This is a genomic window from Methylobacterium sp. 142-1Y (assembly GCF_057747795.1).
This window is the reverse complement of sequence record NZ_CM173224.1, coordinates 4,364,545-4,387,185: the sequence shown is the minus strand read 5'-3', so window position 1 is coordinate 4,387,185 and position 22,641 is coordinate 4,364,545. Positions and strand designations below refer to the sequence as shown.

Annotated in this window: 19 protein-coding genes; 13 read left to right on the top strand and 6 right to left on the bottom strand. The window is 69.0% G+C overall.

Going from position 1 to position 22,641, the window contains the following annotated elements:
* Nucleotides 1–11: 11 nt before the first annotated feature.
* The 5 genes from AC3AOF_RS20030 (at nt 12) to AC3AOF_RS20010 (ending at nt 4,875) form a co-directional block, all read left to right on the top strand.
* Nucleotides 12–1,301, top strand: coding sequence for an O-acetylhomoserine aminocarboxypropyltransferase/cysteine synthase family protein (locus AC3AOF_RS20030; RefSeq protein WP_488346293.1), 1,290 nt, complete (start codon nt 12–14; stop codon nt 1,299–1,301).
* Between the two features lie 217 nt (nt 1,302–1,518).
* Nucleotides 1,519–2,082: a single-stranded DNA-binding protein gene (gene ssb / locus AC3AOF_RS20025; RefSeq protein WP_236989216.1), complete on the top strand. Its 564-nt coding sequence runs from the start codon at nt 1,519–1,521 to the stop codon at nt 2,080–2,082.
* A gap of 521 nt (nt 2,083–2,603) precedes the next feature.
* Nucleotides 2,604–3,854, top strand: coding sequence for a TadE/TadG family type IV pilus assembly protein (locus AC3AOF_RS20020; protein ID WP_488346292.1), 1,251 nt, complete (start codon nt 2,604–2,606; stop codon nt 3,852–3,854).
* Nucleotides 3,855–3,883: 29 nt separating this feature from the next.
* On the top strand, nt 3,884–4,333 hold the full coding sequence (locus tag AC3AOF_RS20015) for a TadE family protein (protein WP_236989218.1): 450 nt from the start codon (nt 3,884–3,886) through the stop codon (nt 4,331–4,333).
* 17 nt (nt 4,334–4,350) lie between these two features.
* The gene (locus AC3AOF_RS20010) at nt 4,351–4,875 is read left to right on the top strand and encodes a TadE/TadG family type IV pilus assembly protein (protein WP_236989219.1); all 525 of its coding nucleotides are present in this window, start codon (nt 4,351–4,353) and stop codon (nt 4,873–4,875) included.
* A gap of 62 nt (nt 4,876–4,937) precedes the next feature.
* Here AC3AOF_RS20010 and AC3AOF_RS20005 read toward each other — a convergent pair whose 3' ends face one another.
* Complete coding sequence (locus AC3AOF_RS20005; RefSeq protein ID WP_488346291.1) at nt 4,938–7,112, bottom strand: malate synthase G; 2,175 nt, start codon at nt 7,110–7,112, stop codon at nt 4,938–4,940.
* Between the two features lie 300 nt (nt 7,113–7,412).
* Between AC3AOF_RS20005 and AC3AOF_RS20000 the strand changes: the two genes are divergently transcribed.
* Nucleotides 7,413–8,174 (top strand): DUF2076 domain-containing protein, encoded by a 762-nt coding sequence (locus AC3AOF_RS20000; RefSeq protein ID WP_236989221.1) that lies wholly within the window; start codon nt 7,413–7,415, stop codon nt 8,172–8,174.
* A 78-nt stretch (nt 8,175–8,252) separates the two neighbouring features.
* Here AC3AOF_RS20000 and AC3AOF_RS19995 read toward each other — a convergent pair whose 3' ends face one another.
* A complete protein-coding gene (locus AC3AOF_RS19995; RefSeq protein WP_488349022.1) occupies nt 8,253–9,203 on the bottom strand; it encodes a L,D-transpeptidase in 951 nt (316 codons plus the stop codon).
* A 323-nt stretch (nt 9,204–9,526) separates the two neighbouring features.
* On the opposite strand from AC3AOF_RS19995, the gene AC3AOF_RS19990 reads away from it, so the two are divergent.
* Nucleotides 9,527–10,246: a protein phosphatase CheZ gene (locus tag AC3AOF_RS19990; RefSeq protein WP_236989223.1), complete on the top strand. Its 720-nt coding sequence runs from the start codon at nt 9,527–9,529 to the stop codon at nt 10,244–10,246.
* Nucleotides 10,247–10,450: 204 nt separating this feature from the next.
* On the opposite strand, the gene AC3AOF_RS19985 is transcribed toward AC3AOF_RS19990, so the two are convergent.
* Entirely contained in the window at nt 10,451–11,563 is a 1,113-nt protein-coding gene (locus tag AC3AOF_RS19985; RefSeq protein WP_488346290.1) for a glycosyltransferase family 61 protein, read from the bottom strand.
* Nucleotides 11,564–11,682: 119 nt separating this feature from the next.
* On the opposite strand from AC3AOF_RS19985, the gene uvrC reads away from it, so the two are divergent.
* From uvrC to AC3AOF_RS19965, 4 genes are all read left to right on the top strand, one after another.
* On the top strand, nt 11,683–13,734 hold the full coding sequence (gene uvrC, locus AC3AOF_RS19980) for an excinuclease ABC subunit UvrC (RefSeq protein WP_488346289.1): 2,052 nt from the start codon (nt 11,683–11,685) through the stop codon (nt 13,732–13,734).
* Between the two features lie 80 nt (nt 13,735–13,814).
* The gene (gene pgsA / locus AC3AOF_RS19975; RefSeq protein ID WP_236992732.1) at nt 13,815–14,414 is read left to right on the top strand and encodes a CDP-diacylglycerol--glycerol-3-phosphate 3-phosphatidyltransferase; all 600 of its coding nucleotides are present in this window, start codon (nt 13,815–13,817) and stop codon (nt 14,412–14,414) included.
* Nucleotides 14,415–14,425: 11 nt separating this feature from the next.
* Nucleotides 14,426–14,677 carry a molybdopterin converting factor subunit 1 gene (gene moaD / locus AC3AOF_RS19970; protein WP_488349021.1) on the top strand — a complete coding sequence of 84 codons (252 nt, stop codon included), beginning with the start codon at nt 14,426–14,428 and terminating at the stop codon, nt 14,675–14,677.
* 230 nt (nt 14,678–14,907) lie between these two features.
* A complete protein-coding gene (locus AC3AOF_RS19965; protein WP_488346288.1) occupies nt 14,908–15,954 on the top strand; it encodes a DUF3616 domain-containing protein in 1,047 nt (348 codons plus the stop codon).
* Between the two features lie 9 nt (nt 15,955–15,963).
* On the opposite strand, the gene AC3AOF_RS19960 is transcribed toward AC3AOF_RS19965, so the two are convergent.
* A complete protein-coding gene (locus AC3AOF_RS19960; RefSeq protein WP_236989226.1) occupies nt 15,964–16,908 on the bottom strand; it encodes a metal ABC transporter substrate-binding protein in 945 nt (314 codons plus the stop codon).
* Between the two features lie 426 nt (nt 16,909–17,334).
* Between AC3AOF_RS19960 and AC3AOF_RS19955 the strand changes: the two genes are divergently transcribed.
* Complete coding sequence (locus AC3AOF_RS19955; protein ID WP_272913260.1) at nt 17,335–17,646, top strand: DUF2934 domain-containing protein; 312 nt, start codon at nt 17,335–17,337, stop codon at nt 17,644–17,646.
* A gap of 32 nt (nt 17,647–17,678) precedes the next feature.
* Here AC3AOF_RS19955 and AC3AOF_RS19950 read toward each other — a convergent pair whose 3' ends face one another.
* Nucleotides 17,679–18,911: an MFS transporter gene (locus tag AC3AOF_RS19950; RefSeq protein ID WP_488346287.1), complete on the bottom strand. Its 1,233-nt coding sequence runs from the start codon at nt 18,909–18,911 to the stop codon at nt 17,679–17,681.
* The gene (gene arsC / locus AC3AOF_RS19945) at nt 18,911–19,336 is read right to left on the bottom strand and encodes an arsenate reductase (glutaredoxin) (RefSeq protein ID WP_236989228.1); all 426 of its coding nucleotides are present in this window, start codon (nt 19,334–19,336) and stop codon (nt 18,911–18,913) included. Before arsC ends, AC3AOF_RS19950 begins: the two co-directional genes overlap by 1 nt.
* A gap of 239 nt (nt 19,337–19,575) precedes the next feature.
* On the opposite strand from arsC, the gene gyrA reads away from it, so the two are divergent.
* The gene (gene gyrA, locus AC3AOF_RS19940) at nt 19,576–22,335 is read left to right on the top strand and encodes a DNA gyrase subunit A (RefSeq protein ID WP_488346286.1); all 2,760 of its coding nucleotides are present in this window, start codon (nt 19,576–19,578) and stop codon (nt 22,333–22,335) included.
* The last annotated feature ends 306 nt before the right edge of the window (nt 22,336–22,641 follow it).

The following is a 22,641-nucleotide window of genomic DNA, read 5'->3' as shown; positions in this document are numbered from 1 at the left end:
GGACGACCCCGATGACCGATCCGACCAAGCTGCATTTCGCCACCCGGGCCGTCCATGCCGGCACCGCTCCGGACCCGGCCACCGGCGCCCGGGCGCAGCCGATCTACTTCACCAACGGCTTCGTGTTCGAATCGAACGAGCAGGCCGCCGACATCTTCGCCATGCGGGCGACCGGCTTCTCGTATTCCCGCGGCTCGAACCCGACCGTCGCGGCCCTGGAGCGCCGGGTCGCCGCGCTGGAGAGCGCCAAGGCGGCGGTGGCGGTGGCCTCCGGCCAGTCGGCGATGCTGCTCGTGCTGATGACCCTGATGCAGTCGGGCGACGCCTACGTCGCCTCGTCGCGGCTGTTCGGCGGCTCGCTCGGGCTGATGCGCCGGCTGGAGGGCCGCTACGAGCTGGTACCGCAATTCACCCGCGGCCTGACGCCGGAGGATTTCGAGGCGGCGATCACGGACAGGACCCGGGCGATCGTCTGCGAATCGATCGTCAATCCCTGCGGCACGGTGATCGACCTCGAAGGGGTCGCCGCGGTGGCGCACAGGCACGGCCTGCCGCTCGTCGTCGACAACACGCTGGCCTCCCCGGCCCTGATCCGGCCGATCGAGCACGGTGCCGACATCGTGGTCCACTCGACCTCGAAGTTCCTGTCGGGCTCCGGTACGGTGATCGGCGGCCTCGTCTGCGACGGCGGCCGCTTCGACTGGAAGGGCACCGGCCGCTACAACCTGATCAACGAACCCTGGCCGGATTACGACGGCCTCGTCGTCTCCGAGCGCTTCCCCGAGACCGCCTTCGCGGTCGCCTGCCGGCTGTTCGGCCTGCGCGACCTCGGTCCCGGCCTGTCGCCGATGAACGCCTTCCTGACGCTCACCGGCACCGAGACCCTGCCCCTGCGCATGGAGCGCCATTGTTCCAACGCGCGCGCGGTGGCGGCCTTCCTGAAGGACCATCCGAAGGTCGCCTGGGTCAGCTACCCGTCCCTGCCGGGCCAGCCCGGGGAAGAAATGGCGAACCGGTATTCCCCGATGGGCGCCGGCTCGATCTTCACCGTCGGCTTCAAGGGTGGCGAGACGGCGGCAAAGACATTCATCACCGGGCTCAACCTGATCTCGCACCTCGTCAATATCGGCGAGATCAAGTCCCTGGCGATCCATCCGGCGACCACGACCCACCGCCAGCTCCCCGCCGCCGACAAGGAGGCCGCCCGGGTCGGCCCGGACACGGTACGGCTGTCGATCGGCCTCGAAGCGATCGAGGACCTGATCGCCGACGTGGCCCAGTCGCTCGACGCGCTCGACTGAACGTCCGCGCCGTCCGGATCAGCCCCGGACGGCGCTTGCCTCATCCTCAGAACAAATGTAGAACACACTCCGGCCGTCGGCATGTGTGTAGTGGGCAAAACGGCGCCCCTGCCCTTGCCGGTCCCGGCCTGTTCGGCCCAACTCGCGGAACCGAAGCGGTGGTCCGCGGCGTCGGCCGGGCTTGCGCCCGAGTGAGATGGAACGAGAGGAGAGCGCGATGGCGGGCAGCGTGAACAAGGTGATCCTGGTGGGCAATCTCGGGCGCGACCCCGAGACCCGCCGGCTGGCCTCCGGCGATCCGGTGGTGAACCTGCGCCTGGCCACGTCCGAGTCCTGGAAGGACAAGGCGAGCGGCGAGCGCAAGGAGAAGACCGAGTGGCACTCGGTCGTGATCTACAACGAGAACCTGGCCCGCGTCGCCGAGCAATACCTGCGCAAGGGCTCGAAGGTCTATGTCGAGGGCCAGCTCCAGACCCGCAAGTGGCAGGACCAGTCCGGCGTCGAGAAGTACACGACCGAGATCGTGCTGCAGCGCTTCCGCGGCGAGCTGACCATCCTCGACGGCCGCGGCGGCGGGGCCGAGGGCGGCATGTCCGAGATGGGCGGCGACGACATGGGCGGCGGCCAGATCAGCCGCGGCGGCGATTACGGCGGCGGCGGTGGCGGACGCAGCAGCGGTGGACGCTCGTCCTCCGGCGGCGGCGAGCGGCGCCCGGCCCCGTCCTCGAGCGGCGGCAACCAGAAGCGCTACGACGACCTCGACGACGACATCCCGTTCTAGAGCGTTTTTCGACGAAGTGGATACCAGTTCGTCGGAAAATGCGGCAAAATCAATAACCTAGAGAGCTTCGCGATTGCGATGCGATCGGGGAATGCTCTAGGTCATCGTATCCTGCGCGGCGGGCCGGGTTCCGGTTCGCCGCCGGCCGCTCGAGCGAGCGACAACGACGCGCAGCGCCCGGCCACGATGTGGCCGGGCGCTGTTTTGCGTCATACGCTTTCGATTTGATCGCTTCTTCACGCAAAAAAGCGGTTCCGCTCGCGTGTGCGGAGCAAAGCTCCGCCGACGCGGCCTGGTGATATGGTGTCCGAAAGTAATCTGCTGGAAAGCATATCCGGCCGAACCTGACCGGAATCCGCGGTTGGGCCGGGTGGCCTCGCGGGGCGGCTGATACGGACTGACGCAATTTGTACGCAGATCATCGAAATACGCGCACAGGCTTTAATGTTTGATTAGAAATTATAAACACATTGTGTGAATAAATTCAGCGCACCCGGACAGGGCGGCTCGCGGAGACAAGGATGCGTTTCGATCCCGGGAGCCGCTCGCGATTCCTCGACGACCGGACGGGGATCACGACGGTCCTGTTCGGCATCCTGCTGCCAATCCTCATGGTGGGCATCGGCGGCAGCATCGAGCTCGCCAGGGCCGTCGAGTACAAGCAGCGGCTGATCTCGGCCGCCGATCTGAGCTGCCGACAGGCCGAGGTCTATGTCGAGAGCCTGAACGGCCTCAGCATGCCGAACGGCTACGTCGCGACGGTCCAGTCCTACGCCGACAGGAACGGTTCGGAACGAAACTTGTCGGCGACGGCGCAGATCACCGCGACGCCCACCGTCTCCTCCGCAATCCTCACCGTCCCGCCGCTGACGGTCCGCCCGGGCAACATCCACGTCGTGGCGAACGGCTCGGTCGGGCTGTTCTTCAAGGCATTCCTCAACAAGGACAGCTTCGATTTCACCGTCATGCGCGACTGCGCGGTCCAGGCCACGTCCTCGTCCGGTCCCCCGACGGTTCTGATGTCGGAATCCTTCGAGGGCTATGCCGGGCAACTGGTCGGGGGCTGGGGCGTGTTCGGCACGATGTCGAAGGCGAACTGCCCCAGTTCGCTCTGCCAGGGACAGTCCTGGGGAACGACGAATGCCGGCGTCGAGGTGGATCAGCTCTCGGCCATCGCGACGGGCGACGGCGTCCAGTACGGCCAATCCTTCGCCGAACTGGACAGCGATTGCAGCAACAGGGTCGGCACCCAGACGGCGGCGCAGAAAACCGCTTGCGCTCAGAAGAACCAGACGACGAACTCGTCGATCAACATGACGTTCGATCTACCGGTCGGGTCCTACGAAATCCGCTACGTCTATACGGCCCGAAAGAACGTCGGCGCGTATCAGTACCCGAACGACACCGTCATCTGCTCGAACCCGCAGGACACCGACGGCCTGACGCGCGACGGCGATGTCGCAAAGAATGCGGCGGGCGTGAGCACCGTCTCGCTCGATGGCCAGACGAGACGTATCGAACTCTGGGTGGAACCCAAGACGAGCCAATATAAATCGGACGATCAATCATTGACCGCCGCGTCGAATCCCGATTACGTAAAGCAATATATGGCCGATGTCTGCATCTGGTCGAAAACCTGGATCGAGAGAAGCTATAAATTCAGCGTGACCAAGAAGCAGGAATACCGAATCTCCTGGCGGGCGGCCGGGCTCGACGACAGTTTCGGCGGGCTGATCGATTACCTGCGCTTCTGCCAGAATTCATGCCCGTAATGCCGCCTCCATCGTGCCGAGTACAGGCGATGACGCCCGCAGCCAGGATGCTGAAATGCAGATCCGGAGCGACGGCGGTCGAGTTCGCCCTGATCGCCTTTCCGTTGGTGATGCTCGTGCTCGGGTTGCTGCAATTCGTGATCTATTGCTACCTGCAGCAAACCGTCAGCGACGCGCTCTATCAGACGGCGTCGGACCCGGAGCCGGAGCTTCTGACGCAGGACAAGTCGGGATATACTGCCAAGTTCTGTGCCAGGATCGCATTCAGCGAAAACTGCCTGAGCCAGACCACCGGAATCAAGATCGAGGCGATGAAGCTCCCGAACGTGCCGACGGCGGCGACCGCGATCACCGGAAGCACCTTCGACACGGGGGCGAGCCAGGACGTCATCCTGCTGCGTGCGACGATGGCGGCCCCGAGGATCATCCCGCTGATCCCGGAACTGGTCGCGAAGGACTCGGTCATCTTCCGCCGATAGAGCTGTGAGTGAGCCCGATGCCGGCCCGCCTCGACACGTTCCTGCGCTCCCGCCGAGGCACGGCTTCGGTGGAGTTCGCCATCATCGGCAGCCTCGCCCTGCTGATGATGGCGGGAACGCACGACATCGTCTTCATGGTCAGCACGAAGCGGGACGTCGACCGGGCTTCCGTCGTCATCGCGCGGGCGATGTCGACCTGCCAGAGCTCGAGCTGCATGTCGAACCTGATCGACGCCTACATCACGCGCCGGGCCAATACGCTCGTCCGTTACCCCAATGCGGCGATCGACATGTACATGATCCAGAAAAACAACGGATCGATCAAAGTCTGCTCGGGCACACGGACGACCATGACGGATGCCGACCTGCTCGCCTCGGCCGGCAACATCATGCGGGACGGCGACATCGGAGCCGCCGTGGTCGTCACCAGCAGCTACACGTCCGTGCTGCCGGCCTTCGTCAAGAGCTATATCAGCCCCTCGGGCGTGTCCTATCGCGGACACGCGATCGACGTCATGTCGAATGCCAGCGCGATCTGCTGACCCCTGGTCCGGCAGCGGAGGCAGGGCGCCGCCGCGTTCCGCGGCAGGCGCCCTCCCCTCTCTCAGGCCGGCGCGCCCGCGGCCTTGGCCTCGCGGCGCCGGGCGTGCAGCACGTACTCGGTGTAGCCGTTGGGCTGGACGCGGCCCTTGAACACCAGATCGCAGGCGGCCTGGAAGGCCGGGCCGTCGAAGCCGGGCGCCATCGGGCGGTAGAGCGGGTCGCCGGCATTCTGGCGGTCGACCACCTTCGCCATGCGCTTCATCGTCTCCATCACCTCGGCCTCCGACACCACGCCGTGATGCAGCCAGTTGGCGATGTGCTGGGACGAGATCCGCAAGGTCGCGCGATCCTCCATGAGGGCCACGTCGTGGATGTCCGGCACCTTGGAGCAGCCGACGCCCTGGTCGATCCAGCGCACGACGTAGCCCAGAATGCTCTGGACGTTGTTGTCGATCTCCTGCTGCACGTCGTCGGGGGCGAAGTTCGAGCGGGCGAGCGGGATCTGCAGGATCTCGTCGAGGGCCGAGCGCGGCCGGCGCGCCAGTTCCTGCTGGCGGGCCTTCACGTCGGTCTCGTGGTAGTGCAGCGCGTGGAGCGTCGCGGCGGTCGGCGAGGGCACCCAGGCGGTCGAGGCGCCGGCCTTCGGGTGGGCCCCCTTCTGCATCAGCATGTCGGCCATCGCGTCGGGCGCCGCCCACATGCCCTTGCCGATCTGCGCCCGGCCGAGCAGGCCGCAGGCCAGCCCGACATCGACGTTGTTCTCCTCGTAGCCCTTGATCCAGGGCGTGCCTTTCATGTCGTTCTTGCGGATGACCGGCCCGGCCTCCATCGAGGTGTGGATCTCGTCGCCGGTGCGGTCGAGGAAGCCGGTATTGATGAACACCACCCGCTCCGCCGCCGCCTTGATGCAGGCGGCGAGGTTCACCGTGGTGCGGCGCTCCTCGTCCATGATGCCCATCTTGAGGGTGTTGGGCGTCAGCCCCAGCATCGCCTCGACGCGGCTGAACAGCTCGACCGCGAAGGCGACCTCGTCGGGGCCGTGCATCTTCGGCTTGACGATGTAGACTGAGCCGCGGCGGCTGTTGCGGATGCCCGAATCGCTCTTGAGGTCGTGGATCGCGATGAGCGCGGTCACGGCGGCGTCCAGGATGCCCTCCGGCACCTCGGCGCCCGACTCGTCGAGCACCGCGTCGGTGAACATGTGGTGGCCGACATTGCGCACCAGCATCAGCGAGCGGCCGGGCACGCTGACCTCGCCCGCGCCGTCGGGGGCGGTGTAGACCCGGTCGGGGTTGAGCTTGCGCTCGAAGCGCTTACCGTCCTTCTCGACCGCCGCCGAGAGGGTGCCGTTCATCAGGCCGAGCCAGTTGCGGTAGACCACGACCTTGTCGTCGGCATCGACCGCCGCGACCGAATCCTCGAGGTCCATGATGGTCGAGACCGCCGATTCGACCAGCACGTCGGCGACGCCCGAGGCGTCGAAACGGCCGATCCGGTGGGTGCGGTCGAGGGCGATCTCGACGTGCAGGCCGTGATGGCGCAGCAGCAAAGCGGTCGGCGACGTCGCCTTGCCGCGATAGCCGGCGAAGGCCTCCGGCCGGGCGAGCGGGATGGTGTCGCCGGTATTCATGTTGCCGACGAGCTGGCCGCCCTCGACCGCGTAGGTCACCACGTCGGCGTGGCGGCCGCCGGCGAGCGGCACGGTCCGGTCGAGGAAGGCGCGGGCACGCGCCACCACCCGGGCGCCGCGGGTGCGGTTGTAGCCGCCGCCGCGGGTCGCGCCGCCCTCCTCCGACACCGCGTCGGTGCCGTAGAGCGCGTCGTAGAGCGAGCCCCAGCGGGCATTGGCGGCGTTGAGCGCGTAGCGGGCGTTCGAGGTCGGTACCACGAGCTGCGGGCCGGCGATGGTGGCGATCTCGTCGTCGACGTTGTCGGTGCGCACCTGGACCGGGCCGGGATCGGGCAGGAGATAGCCGATCTCGGTGAGGAAGGCCTTGTAGGCCGCCTCGTCCACCGGCTTGCCGACCCGCTCGCGGTGATAGGCGTCGATCTTGGCCTGGATCGCGTCGCGGGTCTCGAGCAGGGCGCGGTTGCGGGGCCCTAAGTCGCGCACGAGGGCCGAGAGGCCGTTCCAGAACGCCTCCGGGGCGATCCCGGTCCCCGGCAGGGCTTCCTCGACCACGAAATCGTGCAGCACTCGGGCCACCGACACGCCACCGACCGTCTTGCGATCCATGTTCTTTCCTCCCGCAGGCCCCCGCACGGGCCGCGTCGGCGCTCCCCTTAACAGGGGATGCGGGCGCCAGAAAGCCGGCGCGCCGGCGCAGGCCGGAAGCGCAGGCCTCGCGGGCGGGCTCTGCCGGCGAGCGCCCCGGCGCGTAGTCCGGGATGAGACGACCTGTCGAAAACGTAATGCAGTGTATGGGCGAAAATGCTCCGCTCGAGCGTTCCCTCCCCGTGACAAATGCCGGCCCCCCTCCCATCTCGTGGGCGCCGGGCCGGGCCCGCCCGCCGGCAACCGAAGGAGTACGGCTCCATGAACAGCGAAGAACGCGACGTCATCAACGGCATATTCCAGCGACTGGAGCAGGCCGCGCAGCAGCCCCGCGATGCCGACGCGGAGCGCTTCATCGCCGACAAGATCCGCGCCCAGCCCTACGCTCCCTACGCCATGGCGCAGCTCGTCTACGTGCAGGAGGAGGCGATCAAGAGCCTCAACCAGCAGCTCGAGCAGGCCCGGGCGGAGGCCCAGCGCGGCGGCCAGGGGGCGGGCCAGGGCTCCGGCGGGGGCGGCTTCTTCTCCAGCATCTTCGGCGGCGGCTCGCGGCCCGAGCCGCAGCAGCCGCCGCAGCGTGGCGGCGGCGCCTGGGGCAACCAGGGCGGCGGCTACGGCCAGCAGCCCGGCTACGGCGCTCCCCCGCAGGGCTATCCGCCGCAGCAGGGCGGCTACGCCCCGCAGCAGGGCGGTCCCTGGGGCGGCCAGCCGCAGGCGCCGCAGCGTGCCGGCGGCGGCTTCCTCGCCACCGCCCTGCCGATGGCGGCGGGCGCGGCGGGCGGCATGCTGCTCGGCAGCGCGCTGAGCAACGCCTTCGCGGGCGGGCATTCCTCGCTCGGCAGCATGGCGGGCCTCGGCGGCGCCGGCATGGGCGGCGGCGAGACCGTGGTCGAGAACAACTATTTCGGCAACCAGGGCGGCAGCGAGGATTTCGGCGCACCGCTCGGCGGCGACGATGCCGGCTTCCAGGACGCCTCCTACGACGGCGACATGGGCGATAGCGGCAGCGACGACTGGGTCTGACCGGTCGCGTCGTCCTGACCGAAAGGCCCCGCCGCGGAGACGCGGCGGGGCTTTTTCGTTGGTCGGGTCGTCGTTTCGTCAGATCACCTGCACGCGGGCGCCGACCGGGACGCGCTCGTAGAGGTCCATGACGTCCTCGTTCATCATCCGGATGCAGCCCGAGGAGACCGACTGGCCGATCGTGTGCGGCTCGTTGGTGCCGTGGATGCGGTAGAGCGACGAGCCGAGATAGAGCGCGCGGGCGCCGAGCGGGTTGGCGGGGCCGCCGGCCATGTGGCGGGGCAGGTCGGGGCGGCGGCGCAGCATCTCGGCGGGGGGCGTCCAGTCCGGCCATTCGCGCTTGGCGCTGACCGTCTTCATTCCCGACCAGGTGAAGCCCGGCCGCCCGACGCCGATGCCGTAGCGCAGGGCCCGGCCCCCGGGCTGCACCAGGTAGAGGAAGCGCGACGGCGTATCGATCACCACGGTGCCGGGCCGCTGGCCGCCGTCATAGGCGACCTCCTGGCGCTGGAAGCGCGGATCCATCGCCCGGCCGATCCCCTCCTCCCGGGCCGCCTGGGCGGGGTCCTGCATCGGTAGCGCCGCTTGGCGGGCACGCGGCGCCTCGAGCGGGTCGGGCTGCGAGGCGTAGGATTGAGGCGGAGCGTAGGCTTGCTGTTGAGGATAAGCCTGCGGCCGAGGCCGGGCATAGGCCTGAGATCCGTAGACGTCCTGGGACCCATAGACCTGCGACGGCACCGGGTCGCCGGAATGCAGGGCGAGTCCGGGCGCGGCCGGCGCATAGCCGACCTGAGCGCCCGAATACCCGGCGGCCGCATATCCGGCGCTGCGGGCATAGGCAGGCCGCTGCCCGTAGACGTCGGCGGCGTAGCCGCGGCCGGTCAGGATCGTGCCGTCCGGGGCGACCGGCATCGGACGTAAGGGGCGGGCGACGGCGCCCGGGTCCTGCCCCGTCATCAGGTACTCGATGAAGCCGCCGCCATAGGCCCCGGGCGCGCTTTGTGCCAGGGCCGGACGGGCCCCGAGCATCGTCCCGAGAGCGGCCGCGATCGCCCCGGCCAGCACCATCCCGCGCACCACCATCGTACCCGTCCTCGAAGCCCGGCCGAGCCGCCGGCGATGGCACGAGGAGAGCAGGGCCCAGAGACCGGACGGTGAACGAAGGTGGTGAGCGCTTCGCTAAATCCTTGCGGCGAATCATTAATTCGGCCGCATCGTGAATCCTTCGTCACCGCGGTCGCGCGCTTCGCGCGGCATTCAGCAAATCGCAATCAATCTTCGCGAGATTGGCCCGTGTGGGCCGTGCGACGCGGCCGCGGTTGCAGGCTCTCGTTGCAGGCTCTCTCGGACCCATGAAGAACAAGCGCTTCCGCATCGAGGACAGTCTCGGCGTTTCCTATGCTTCCACCGAGGCGGCCCCGCCGCCGGCCTCGGCCAACGACGACCGGATCTCCGAGATCCTGGCGACGGTCAACGAGTTGAAGCGGCTGACCCAGAGCACCACCGGCGATGTGATCGATGCCTGCCGGCGCGAGATGGCCGAAATCTACGGCATGCGCACCGAGCTCGACGTGATGAAGGCCGCGATCGGCCGGACTAAGCACGAGATCGCGGTGCTGCACCGGCAGGATTTCGACGGCAAGGGCGTGCGACGGGCGGCCGGCGAGCTGGATGCCGTGGTCGACGCCACCGAGCGGGCGACCACCACCATCCTGGCCGCCGTCGAGGACATCGAGACCCACGCCTCGGTGCTGCGCTCGACCGGCGGGCTGAAGGACCAATCCGACGTCGACGCGATCCTCGACCGCACCGTGGTGCTCTACGAGGCCTGCAACTTCCAGGACCTGACCGGCCAGCGCATCAGCAAGATCGTCAGCGTGCTGAAGTTCGTCGAGGACCACATCGACCGGATGATCGACGCCTGGGGCGGGCTCGACGCGTTCAAGGACCTGATGGGCGAGAGCGCCGGCGGCGTCAGCATCGACGACGAGAGCAGCCTGCTCAACGGGCCGAAGCTCGACGAGGATCCGGGCCACGTCGACCAGACCGACATCGACGCGCTGTTCGACTGACGGGCGAGATCTTCTCCGATCCACGACCTGATCTTGAAAGTTTGCCTGAGAGATTGCGTCGATCGATCCGACGCACAGTCCGACATCTCTCGACCTCATCCCGGGGCTCGTCGAAGACGAGAACCCGGGATGACATTGAGGGTTTCAATGCGGTTGGCCAGATCAAACGGACTCTGAGGTCATGGGCGGGAAGATGCGTGGAATCTAGACGGGTCCACGCCCGACCATCCGCCCAAGCCGCCCCCACGCCGCCGACAATACCCCCTGGCCCAAGGCCGGCGCGGCCGCCCTCCGCTCCATGCGCCGCAACAGGCCCTCGGCGACCGTCCTCGGGTCGGCCAGCGCCTGCTGGCTTCCGAAGGAGTGGCCGGGCCCCGTCTCCGCCGTGCCCGGCTGGTGGAGGTAGGACACCGCATTGCCGCACAGGGCGTCGACGAGCAGGAAGGTCGGGTTGATCGCCGGCCCGGGGCTCAGCGCCACCACCCGGCGGCCGGGCGGGGCGAAGAGCGCGGTGTGCAGGGCCGAGCCGAGGGAGCCGGCGACCACGCGCCGCCGCGCGAACAGCCGGACCTGATCCGAGAAGCTCATGGCCTCCGGGTGCAGGATCTCGACGCCCTCCCGCGCCAGGATCTCGGTCACCGCCGCCTCGTTGGTGAACCGGCGCACCCCGCCCGCAAGCCGCGTCTTGGCGAGGTAGGCCGGCCGGTCCTCGGCATCGACCTCCTCCGGGGCGTAGCAGCCGGCCCCGATCGCCAGGCACAGGTCGCGAAACACCGTGTGGGCGAAGGCCTCTTCCTGGAAGGAAGGGGCCGGCACGATGGCGCGGCGCAGCCGCATCGGCGCGTCGAAGGCGTGGATGTCGCGCACCGTGAGACCGAGCCGCATCAGGATGTCGATGGCGAAGCGGTAAGGCTGCCAGAGGCTTTCTTGCGTCGGGGCGTAGCACAGGATCGGCGCTCGCGACCGCGCCCGCAGGAGCGGCCAGAACCGCGGCAGGGTGGTGACCAGGAAATGCCCGTAATGCAGATGGGCACCGCCGAGGAACAGGTAGGTCTCCTCCGGCGCCTCGGGCACGCTCGCGGGCAGGCCGGCCGCCCATTCCTCCGGCCAGTCGGTGCGCTGCCAGGACGGCGTGGTGCCGGTGCCGCGGAGATCCACGCTTTCGGGCACGAAGCGGCGCGCGGCATCGAACAAGGCCGAGGGCTGGCCCCGCGCGTCGCTGTGCGGCAGGTAGAGGACGTTCTCGATCACCCGCACGGCCGGCAGGTCGTGCCGGAGCGGGCGGGGTCGGGGCGTCCGGCAGGCGCGGAGCGTCATGCGGCGAGCGGGGTCAAGCGGCGGATCCTCGGCGCGGGCAAGGGACTTCTTCCAAGGATGGCCTTTTAGCGCCCAGGCACGGTCTTTCCAGCGGGGGTCAGGCCGCCTACATCGCCAGCATGAGCCGACAGCCTGGGAACGACGTGCCGCCCGACGCCCTCGACACGATCGAGGACGACGACGAGGCGGTGGACGCCCTCGACGCCTCGCCCGAGATCGACTTCGACCTCGATGCCGGCGCGGGCGCGATCCAGGCCGGCACGGCGGTGATCCGCCGGTTCTGGACCACGCTCCCGACCTCGCCGGGCGTCTACCGGATGTTCGACGCCAAGGGCGACGTGCTCTACGTCGGCAAGGCCAAGAACCTGAAGAACCGGGTCGGCTCCTATGCGCGGGGCCAGGCGCATACCAACCGCATCGCCCGGATGATCGCCGAGACGGCCTCGATGGAGTTCGTCACCACGGCGACCGAGACCGAGGCGCTGCTGCTGGAAGCCAACCTCATCAAGCAGTTGAAGCCCCGCTTCAACGTGCTGATGCGGGACGACAAGTCCCTGCCCTACATCCTGCTGACCGCCGATTCCGACGCGCCCCAGCTCGTCAAGCATCGCGGCGCCCGGCGCCGGGCCGGGCATTATTACGGCCCCTTCGCCAGCGTGTGGGCGGTGAACCGCACGGTCAACGCGCTTCAGCGCGCCTTTCTCTTGCGCTCCTGCTCGGACAGCTACTTCGAGAATCGCACGCGGCCGTGCCTGCTCTACCAGATCAAGCGCTGCTCGGGCCCCTGCACCAAGGAGATCTCGGTCGAGGATTATGCCGGGCTGGCGGCCGAGGCGCGGGGCTTTCTCTCGGGCAAGTCCAACGCGATCAAGGAGCGGATGGCCGCCGAGATGCAGGCCGCCGCCGAGGCCTGGGAGTTCGAGAAGGCGGCGCGCTACCGCGACCGCATCGCCGCGCTCGCCGCCATCCAGGGCGTGCAGGGCGTGAACACGCAAGGCATCGAGGAGGCCGACGTCTTCGCCCTCGACGAGCAGGCCGGCCAGTTCTGCATCGAGGTGTTCTTCTTCCGCAACTGGCAGAACTGGGGCAACCGGGCCTACTTCCCGAAGGCCGACCGCAGCATGAGCCCGGCCGAGGTGCTGGCCTCGTTCGTGGCCCAGTTCTACGACGACAAGCCGGCGCCCCGGCTGGTTCTGATCTCGCACGAGATCGAGGATGCGGAGCTTCTGGCCGCCGCCCTGTCGACGAAGAGCGAGAACCGGGTCGAGATCCATTGCCCGAAGCGCGCCGAGCGCAAGAACCTCGTCGAGTATGCCGCCCGCAACGCCCGCGAGGCGTTGGCCCGGCGCCTCGCCGACACCGCCTCGCAGGGCAAGCTGCTGGCGGCTTTAGGCACGTCGTTCAACCTCGCGTCGGCGCCGCGGCGCATCGAGGTCTACGACAACTCGCACATCATGGGGACGAACGCCGTCGGGGCGATGATCGTCGCCGGTCCCACCGGCTTCATGAAGACGCACTACCGGACCTTCACCATCAAGTCCGAGGCGGTGAAGCCCGGCGACGATTACGGCATGATGCGCGAGGTGCTGCAACGGCGCTTCAGCCGGCTGGTGAAGGAGCATCCGCGCAACCGGGCCGAGGCCGATCGCGCCGCCGCCGCGGGCGGGGCCGCGGAGCCGGAAACCGCGCCCGATCCGGCCGATTCGGACGCCTTCCCGGCCTGGCCCGATCTCGTGCTGGTCGATGGCGGCCGCGGCCAGCTCGAGGCGGCGCGCAAGGCCCTCGACGAGGTCGGGGTGACCGACGTGCCGCTGGTCGGCATCGCCAAGGGGCGCGACCGCGATGCCGGGCGCGAGACCTTCTTCGTGCCCGGCCAGGCGCCGTTCCGGCTGCCGCCGCGGGACCCGACGCTCTACTTCGTCCAGCGGCTGCGCGACGAGGCCCACCGCTTCGCCATCGGGGCGCACCGGGCCAAGCGCAAGCGCGAGATGGTGAAGAACCCCCTCGACGAGATTCCCGGCATCGGGCCGACGCGCAAGCGCGCACTCCTGCACCATTTCGGGACGGTGAAGGCGATCCAGCGCGCCGCGCTCGAGGATCTCGCCAGGACGCCGGGGGTGAACGCCGCGACGGCCCGCGCCGTCTACGACTTTTTTCATGCGGATGCGTGAGTTGGAGGCGATGCGTGAGCCTTGAGTCGGAGCCCAGCTCTGTTGACGCCCCCTCCCCCCGCGTGGTTTCACCGATGGCGATGAATGTGGCCGTGCCCCGACGCCGCTCGACGGCTCTGAACCTCGCCAACCTCCTGACCTACGGCCGCCTGGTCGCGGTCCCGGTGGTGGTCGCGCTGCTGTTCTGGCCCCAGGACGACACCGCCCGCTGGATCGCCGTCGCGGTCTTCGTCGCGGCCGCGATCACCGACTATCTCGACGGCTACGTCGCCCGCACCTATTCCCAGAGTTCGGCACTCGGGCGGATGCTCGATCCGATCGCCGACAAGCTGCTGGTCGCCGCGAGCCTCCTGATGCTCTGTGCCGACGGGACGATCCGCGGATGGTCGCTGTGGGCCGCGATCGTGATCCTGTGCCGCGAGATCCTGGTCTCGGGCCTGCGCGAGTACCTGGCCGAGCTCAAGGTCGGCGTGCCGGTGAGCCGGGTCGCCAAGTGGAAGACCGCGGTGCAGCTCGTGGCCCTCGGCGTGCTGATCGCCGGCCCGGCCGGCGAGCGGGTGCTGCCCGGCAACGGCACGGTGGGCCTCGTGCTGCTGTGGCTCGCCGCGGCGCTGACGCTCTATACCGGCTACGACTATATGCGCTCCGGCATCCGCCACGTCATCGACGACGAGAGATGAGCGGTTTTCCCATGAAGCTCGTCTATTTCGCCTGGGTCCGCGAGCGGATCGGCCGCCCGGAGGAAACCCTCGATCTGCCGCCGGAGTTAGCCACGGTCGCCGACCTCGTCGCCTGGCTCAAGGGCCGGGGCGAGGAATACGCCTACGCCTTCGAGACCGAGGGCGTGGTCCGCGCCGCAATCGACCGGGTCCACGCCAAGCCCGAGACGCCGCTCGCCGGGGCGAGCGAGGTGGCGTTCTTCCCGCCGATGACCGGGGGGTGAGGCGGGCTCTTTCTGTTTTCAAAAAAATCCAGACCTACGACCTCATCCTGAGGTGTTGGCCCATCGAAGATGGGCTGACCTCGAAGGAGGGCTCCAGGGATCGCAGTGGCATCTGGAGCCCTCCTTCGAGGCTCCCTTCGGTCGCACCTCAGGATGAGGTCGCGGGTGGGAGATCGAAAGGACCACTGGGTTACGCCTCGCTCGTCGAACCGGCCTTGAGAGGTGCCCGAATGCCCCGCCCCCTGCCGCTCCTCGCGATCCTGGCCTCCTCCCTCACCGCCTCCGTCGCCTCCGCCGAGCCGGTGACGATCGGCCCGCTGCTGGAGCATCGCGGGATCTGCGAGGCCTCCGGCGCGGTCGCCTATCCGCGCGGCAGCATCAGTGACCGGTTCCTGGTGGTCGATGACGGATCAACGGTGGTGGGTCTCTACCGGGCCGGTGCCGGCGGCGGCGCGCTGCCGCTCGGCGGCGCCGATATTGCGGGCGCGCTCGCCCTCTCCCCGGACGACCGCAAGGCCGACCTCGAATCCGCGACCTGGCTCGGGCCCGACCTCTACCTGCTCGGCTCGCACAGCCGCCGGCATGGCGGAAAGCAGAGCCCGGGCCGCGGCCGCCTCGCGGCCTTCACGGTCACGGAATCGGGCGGCGTGCCCAGCCTCGTACAGAGGGGCCACGCGGTCAAAGGCCTGCTGCCGGCCTTCGCCGCCCTGTCGCCCCTGTTCGCGTCGCGGATCGGCCTCGACGTGCCGGCCCGGGACGATCTCGATCCCAAGCGCAAGGGCTTCAACATCGAGGGGATGGCGCCGCGCCCGGACGGCACGTCGCTCTGGCTCGGCCTGCGCAACCCGCTCGACACCGACGCGAACGCTCTGCTGGTCCCGCTGGAGAACCCGGCCGAGGCGATCAGTGGCGCCGCCCCGCGCCTCGGCACGCCGGTCGCCCTCGACCTGAAGGGCCGCGGCATCCGCGACCTCGCCATCGTGCCGGAGACCAAGGCCTACCTGATCCTCGCGGGCGGCGCGGGCGGCGGCGGCGAGCCGTTCGACCTCTACCGCTGGTCGGGCAAGCCGGCCGACAAACCCGTCCGGGTCGAGGGCGCCGCGGCGGCCTTTGCGACGATCCCCGACTTCCAGCCCGAGGCGCTGGTGGTCTCCCCGGCCGGCGACCGGGTCCAGGTGCTGAGCGACGACGGCGAGGCGCTCGGCTCCGACGGCAAGCCGTGCGAGGAGTCGAAGGACGGCAAGCGGTTCCGAAGCCTGACCCTCGACCTGCGGTGAGGCGCCGCCTCAACCGCTGAGCGCCGCCGCGAACTCCTTCACGTTGTGGTGCATCATCTCGAGATAGGTCGGGGCCGGCCCGTTGGGCTCGGACAGGGCGTCGGAGAAGACCCGGCCTCCGGCCTTGGCGCCGCTCTCGCGGGCGATCTGCTGCATCAGTCGCGGATCCGAGACGTTCTCGAGGAAGACCGCCGGGATCTTGTCGCGGCGGACCTGCCGGACGATCGCCGCGACGTCGCGGGCGGTGGCCTCGCTCTGGCTCGACACGCCCTGCGGCGCGAGGAACCGCATGCCGTAGGCACGCGCGAAATACCCGAAGGCGTCATGGGTGGTGACGATGCGCCGGCGCGCCTCCGGGATGCCGGCGAGCGCCGTGCGCACCTCCCCGTCGAGGGCGTCGAGCTTCGCCAGATAGGCGGTCGCATTGGCCTGGTAGGCCGCCTTGCCCTCGGGATCGACGCTCGCCAGGCCGTCGCGGATATTGGCGACGTAGGTCTTGGTGTTGGCGACGTTCTGCCAGGCATGCGGATCGACGGCGTGGTCGTGACCGTGGCCGTCATCCGCCTCCTCGATCGGGACGATGCCCTTCGAGGCGACGACGACCTTGGCCTTGGTGCCGGAGGCCTTGATCAGCCGGTCGATCCAGCCCTCGAAGCCGAGGCCGTTGACGACGACGAGGCGCGAAGCCGCCACCGCCTGCGCGTCGGCCGGGGCCGGCACGAAGCTGTGCGCGTCGCCGTTCGGCCCGACCAGGGTCGAGACGGCGACCCGGTCGCCTCCGACCTGCCGCACGAGGTCGCCGAGGATCGAGAAGGTCGCCACCACCCGGACGGGCTCTTGCCGGAGGGGCTCTTGCCGGAGGGGCTCTTGCCGGACGGGCTCTTGCGCCCGCGCCGGCGCAGTCCATGCCAGGCCCAAAGCCACCAGCAGCATCCCGATCCCCAGCCTGCCCATCGCGAAAAACTCCCGGCTCGACGATGCGCCTCACCTAGGCTCGCACGAGAGAGAATGCAACATTGTTACATGGCATGGGGCCGGGACTCTGCCGCGGGGTGGACCTGGGTCGACGACGGGCCCGGAGGCTGAGTCCAGGGTCGCGGCCGTCACGCCGTTCTTGCCGCTCCCGCTCGGACGGCGTCACCGGCGGGCTGGACTCTCCTGCGCGAGCGGGATGCCCCGGCCCGCTGCCCGTCTCTCCTCGGTCTGCCGGCCCCGCTTCGGCACGAAGCGGATCGACGAAAAGCAGAGGCACAGGTTCTCCCCTCTCCGGTGTGGCAGAAGGGACGCCCGCGCTTTGCCTGTTTCCGTCGATTTTTTCGTTAGGTGTTCCTTAACCACGACCCGCGATGGTTCGCTCACATGAACATCGAGGAGATCGGGATGGATCACTTCCAGACGAGCATCCGTGAGCGGGCCTATGCCCTGTGGGAGCGGGACGGCCGCGCGCCGGGCCGCGACGAGCATTACTGGCGCATGGCCGAGCAGGAACTCGCCGAGCAGGCGCGTCCGACCGTGATCGAAGCGCCGGTGGAGACGGTCGCTGCCAAGCCCGTGCGCAAGCCGGCAGCCCGCAAGCCGGCCACCAAGAGCGCCGCCGCGAAGACGGTGGCCGAGGTCGCCGAGGCCGTGGCGAAGCCGGCGCCGCGTCGCCGCCGCGCCGCTGCGGCGGGCGAGAACATCACCACGCACTAAAAAAGCTTGTCGGACGCGCGCCGCAGCCGGCCTCAGCCCCTTCCGCCCTGCGGGAGGGGCTTTTCGTCGACGATCCGGACCGGCATTCCGCCGCGGCGGCGGACCCGCCACAGGAGGACGACGAGGGCGAGGTCGATCATCCCGAGGATCGCCAGCGCCAGGAGCGTCGCGTCCGCACCCGCATGGGCGATCAGGTAGGCGCCCGCGGAGGGCGCGAGGGCCTGGGCGGCGAGGTTCGGCTTCGCCAGGCGTCCGAGCAGCGCCGCGTAGCGCTCGGGGCCGAACAGGGCGAGCGGCAGGGTGCCGCGGCCGATCGAGTAGAGCCCGTTGCCGGCACCGAAGATCATCAGCACGACGACGGGAGCCAGGAAACCGGCCCACAGCAGCACGAGCCCGAACGCCATCAGCACCACCGCGGCGGTGAGCGTCCTGATCGGATGATGCCGGCTGCGATTGGCGACTTCCAGGAGCCGCGCCCCGACCTGCGACGGGCCGATCAGGGTGCCGAGCGACACGGCCGCCGCCAGCGATAGACCGCGATCCTGCAACAGGGTCAGCAGGTGGACGGAAAAGATCGAGGTGGCGATGCCGGTGCAGGTCACGAGAGCCGCGAGGACCAGGAAGACCGGACGCTCGGCCGCATCGAGCGACACCGCCTCGGACCGGCCGCCCCTGGCCTGGGGCCGCGGCGCGGCCGGCGGGACCAGCCGCAGGATCAGCGGCAGGCACAGGCCGAGTTCGAGCGCCGCATAGGTCAGGCAGGTGCCGCGCCAGCCGAGATGGGCGAGCAGGAAGGCCGAGAGCGGCCAGCACAGGGTGCTGGAGAAGCCGCCCCACAGGGTGAGCGCGGTGATCGCCGGCCGCGCATCGGCGCCGTAGAGCCGCCCGAGGGTCGCGAAGGCGGCGTCGTAGAGCCCCGACCCCATTCCGGCGCCGATCACCAGCCAGGCGAGGCCGAAGACCGGCAGGTTCGGCGCCAGCGCCAGCAGGGCGAGCCCGACCGCGAGCAGCCCGGTCGAGACGGCCAGCACCGGGCGCCCGCCGTGACGGCCGATCATCCGGCCGGCGGTCGGCGCGACGGCGCCCGCCACCAGCATCCCGGCGGTGAGGCTGCCGAAGATCCAGGGCAGTCCCCAGCCGGTCTCCGCCGCAATCGACGGCCCGAGCACCGTCAGCAGGTAGTAGCTGCAGCCCCAGGCGAAGATCTGCACGATGCCGAGGGCTGAGATGACCGGCCACCGCCGGTGCGGGATCAGCGGGATCATCAGGCCGTGGCGACCCGGCGCCCGTGCTCGTCGATGACGCGCTCGCCATCCTCCTTGAAGAACTCGCCCTGCGGCGGCGGCAGCAGGTCCAGCACCTGCTCGGAGGGACGGCACAGGCGCACGCCGCGCGGGCTCACGACGAGCGGACGTTCGAGCAGGACCGGATGGGCCGCGATCGCGTCGAGGAGCTGGTCGTCGGTGAGGGCCGGATCGTCGAGGCCGAGCTCGGCGTAAGGAGTCCCCTTCTTGCGCAGCACCTCGCGCAAAGTCAGGCCGGCCCGGTCGAGGAGCCGGCGCAGGAGCTCACGCGTCGGCGGGGTCTTCAGGTACTCGACGACGTGCGGCTCGATGCCGGCATGGCGGATCATCGCCAGCACGTTGCGCGACGTGCCGCAGGCCGGGTTATGGTAGATCACGACGTCCATCGGCGGCCTCCCGCAGCGGGCGCGATTGGCGAAGCCCGCATCCTTTGCCAATCTCTAACGACTTCGCGGGACACTCGTCCACAGGAGTCCGGCGGGCTTGTGGAACATCCCCGGAACACCCATCTAAGATGCTGATTTGCTTCGCCTTCCGCGCTTCACACTGGTGCCGGTGGCGCAAATCGGCTAAGCCGTCCGGCAAGAGAGTGTGAGCCCGCGCGGGCCGCGACGAGAGACAGACCTTGGCAGAGAACGACCCGACCGGCGCCCCCCCGCCCGCGACCGACATCAAGCCCGTCTCGATCACCGACGAGATGCGCCAGTCCTACCTGGCCTACGCGATGAGCGTGATCGTCAGCCGGGCCCTGCCGGATGCGCGCGACGGCCTGAAGCCGGTGCATCGCCGCATCCTGTACTCCATGTACGAGAACGGCTACCTGCCGGACCGCAAGTACGTGAAGTCGGCGCGCATCGTCGGCGACGTGATGGGTCAGTATCACCCGCACGGCGACCAGTCGATCTACGACGCCCTCGTCCGCATGGCGCAGGATTTCGCCATGCGGCTGATGCTGGTCGACGGCCAGGGCAATTTCGGCTCGGTCGACGGCGATCCGCCGGCCGCGATGCGCTACACCGAATCGCGCCTGGCGAAGCCCTCGATGGCCCTCCTCGAGGACATCGACAAGGACACCGTCGACTTCAACCCGAACTACGACGAGTCGAAGGACGAGCCGGCGGTCCTGCCCGCCCGCTTCCCCAACCTCCTCGTCAACGGCGCCGGCGGCATCGCGGTCGGCATGGCGACCAACATCCCGCCGCACAACCTGGGCGAGGTGATCGACGGCTGCATCGCGCTGATCGACGATCCGGCGATCACCATTGAGGGCCTGAACGACATCATCCCGGGCCCGGACTTCCCGACCGGCGGCTCGATCCTCGGGCGCTCGGGCACCCGCTCGGCCTACATGACCGGCCGCGGCTCGGTCATCATGCGGGCGAAGTCCCACATCGAGGAACTGCGCAAGGAGCGCGAGGCCCTGATCTTCACCGAGATCCCGTATCAGGTGAACAAGGCCTCGCTGGTCGAGAAGATCGCCGATCTGGTGCGCGAGAAGCGCGTCGAAGGCATCGCGGATCTCCGCGACGAATCCGACCGTGACGGCATGCGCATCGTGGTCGAGCTGAAGCGCGACGCCGTCGCCGACGTGGTTCTGAACCAGCTCTACCGCTACACGCCTTTGCAGACGAGCTTCGGCTGCAACATGGTGGCGCTCAACGGCGGCCGGCCCGAGCTTCTGAACCTCAAGGACCTGATCCAGGCCTTCATCGACTTCCGCGAGGAGGTCGTCTCCCGCCGCACCAAGTTCCTCTTGAACAAGGCGCGCGAGCGGGCGCACGTCTTGTGCGGTCTCGCCATCGCGGTCGCCAATATCGACGAGGTGATCCGGCTGATCCGCACCTCGCCGGATCCGAACTCGGCCCGCGAGGCCCTGATGTCCCGCGACTGGCCGGCCGAGGACATCGCGCCGCTGATCGCACTGGTCGACGATCCGCGCCATCGCCTGCGCGAGGACGGCACCTACCGCCTGTCCGAGACCCAGGCCCGCGCCATCCTCGACCTGCGGCTGCAGCGCCTGACCGCGCTCGGCCGCGACGAGATCGGCGACGAGCTGAAGCGGCTGGCCGACGAGATCGCCGATTACCTCGACATCCTGCGCTCGCGCGCCCGCATCATGGGCATCGTCAAGCACGAGCTGGCGGAAGTCCGGGCCGAATACGCCACCCCGCGCAGGACCGAGATCCTCGACTGGGATTCCAGCGTCGAGGACGAGGACCTGATCCAGCGCGAGGACATGGTCGTGACCGTGTCGCATGCCGGCTACATCAAGCGCGTCCCGCTCTCGACCTACCGGGCCCAGCGCCGCGGCGGCAAGGGTCGGGCCGGCATGTCGATGCGCGACGAGGATTTCGTCACCCGCCTCTTCGTCGCCAACACCCACACGCCGGTGCTGTTCTTCTCCTCGCAGGGCCAAGCCTACAAGGAGAAGGTGTGGCGGCTGCCGCTCGCGGCGCCGAACGCGCGCGGTAAGGCGCTCGTCAACATCCTGCCCCTCGACCAGGGCAAGGAGCGCATCACCACCATCATGCCGCTACCCGAGGACGAGGCGTCCTGGGAAACGCTCGACGTGATGTTCGCGACCGCCAGCGGCAGCGTGCGGCGCAACAAGCTGTCCGACTTCGTGCAGGTCAACCGCAACGGCAAGATCGCCATGAAGCTCGACGAGGGCGACCACATCGTCCATGTCGAGATCTGCACCGAAGCCGACGACGTGCTGCTGACCACCGGCGCGGGCCAGTGCATCCGCTTCCCGGTCACCGACGTGCGGGTGTTCAAGGGAAGAGATTCCACCGGCGTGCGCGGCATCAACCTCGCCAAGGACGACCGGGTCATCTCGATGACGATCCTGCGCCACTTCGAGGCTTCGCCCGAGGAGCGCCAGGCCTACATGAAACGCGCCAATGCCGATCGCCGCGCCACCGGCGAGGCGATCGAGCTGCCGGCGGCTCCGGAGCCCGAGGCCGAGGAGGCCGCGGCCTCGATCGACCTGGAGCAGGACCGCTACATCGCCATGGGGGCGGCGGAGCAGTTCGTCCTCACCCTGTCGGAGCGCGGCTACGGCAAGCGCACCTCGTCCTTCGAGTACCGGACCTCCGGCCGCGGGGGGAAGGGCATCAAGGCGATGGAGGTCAATGCCCGCAACGGCAGCCTCGTCGCCTCCTTCCCGGTCGAGACCAGCGACCAGATCATGCTGGTCACCGATGCCGGCAAGCTGATCCGCGTGCCCGTCGACGACATCCGCGTCGTCGGCCGCGCCTCGCAGGGCGTCACGGTGTTCAACACCGACAAGACCGAGAAGGTCGTGTCGGTCGAGCACATCGAGGGCGAGGGCGAGGCGGAAGTCGACGTCGAGGGGGATGGCGGGGAGGTCGAGGGGGCCTGATCGGGCTCTTTCACCCACCTCACGCACAACGCCGTGTCTGCGAGCCGAATCCGCTCGCAGACACGGCGTTTTTGTTTTGGATGATGGACTCCGCGTCGACTGTCTGGAGCCTACTTCGTAATTACGAGGCCGCGCGGCGGAGCCAGGAATGATGGGAGCACAGGACAACACGTTGCGCCGTGCGGGAGCGACGGTTGCCGCGCACGAACCCTCCCCCCCTCTGCGGAGCAGGCCGGGAGAGGGGACGCCGTTTCCGGAGAGGTCGCGGCCGTGCTGACGGGCACCATCTGGATCACCGTCGCGCTG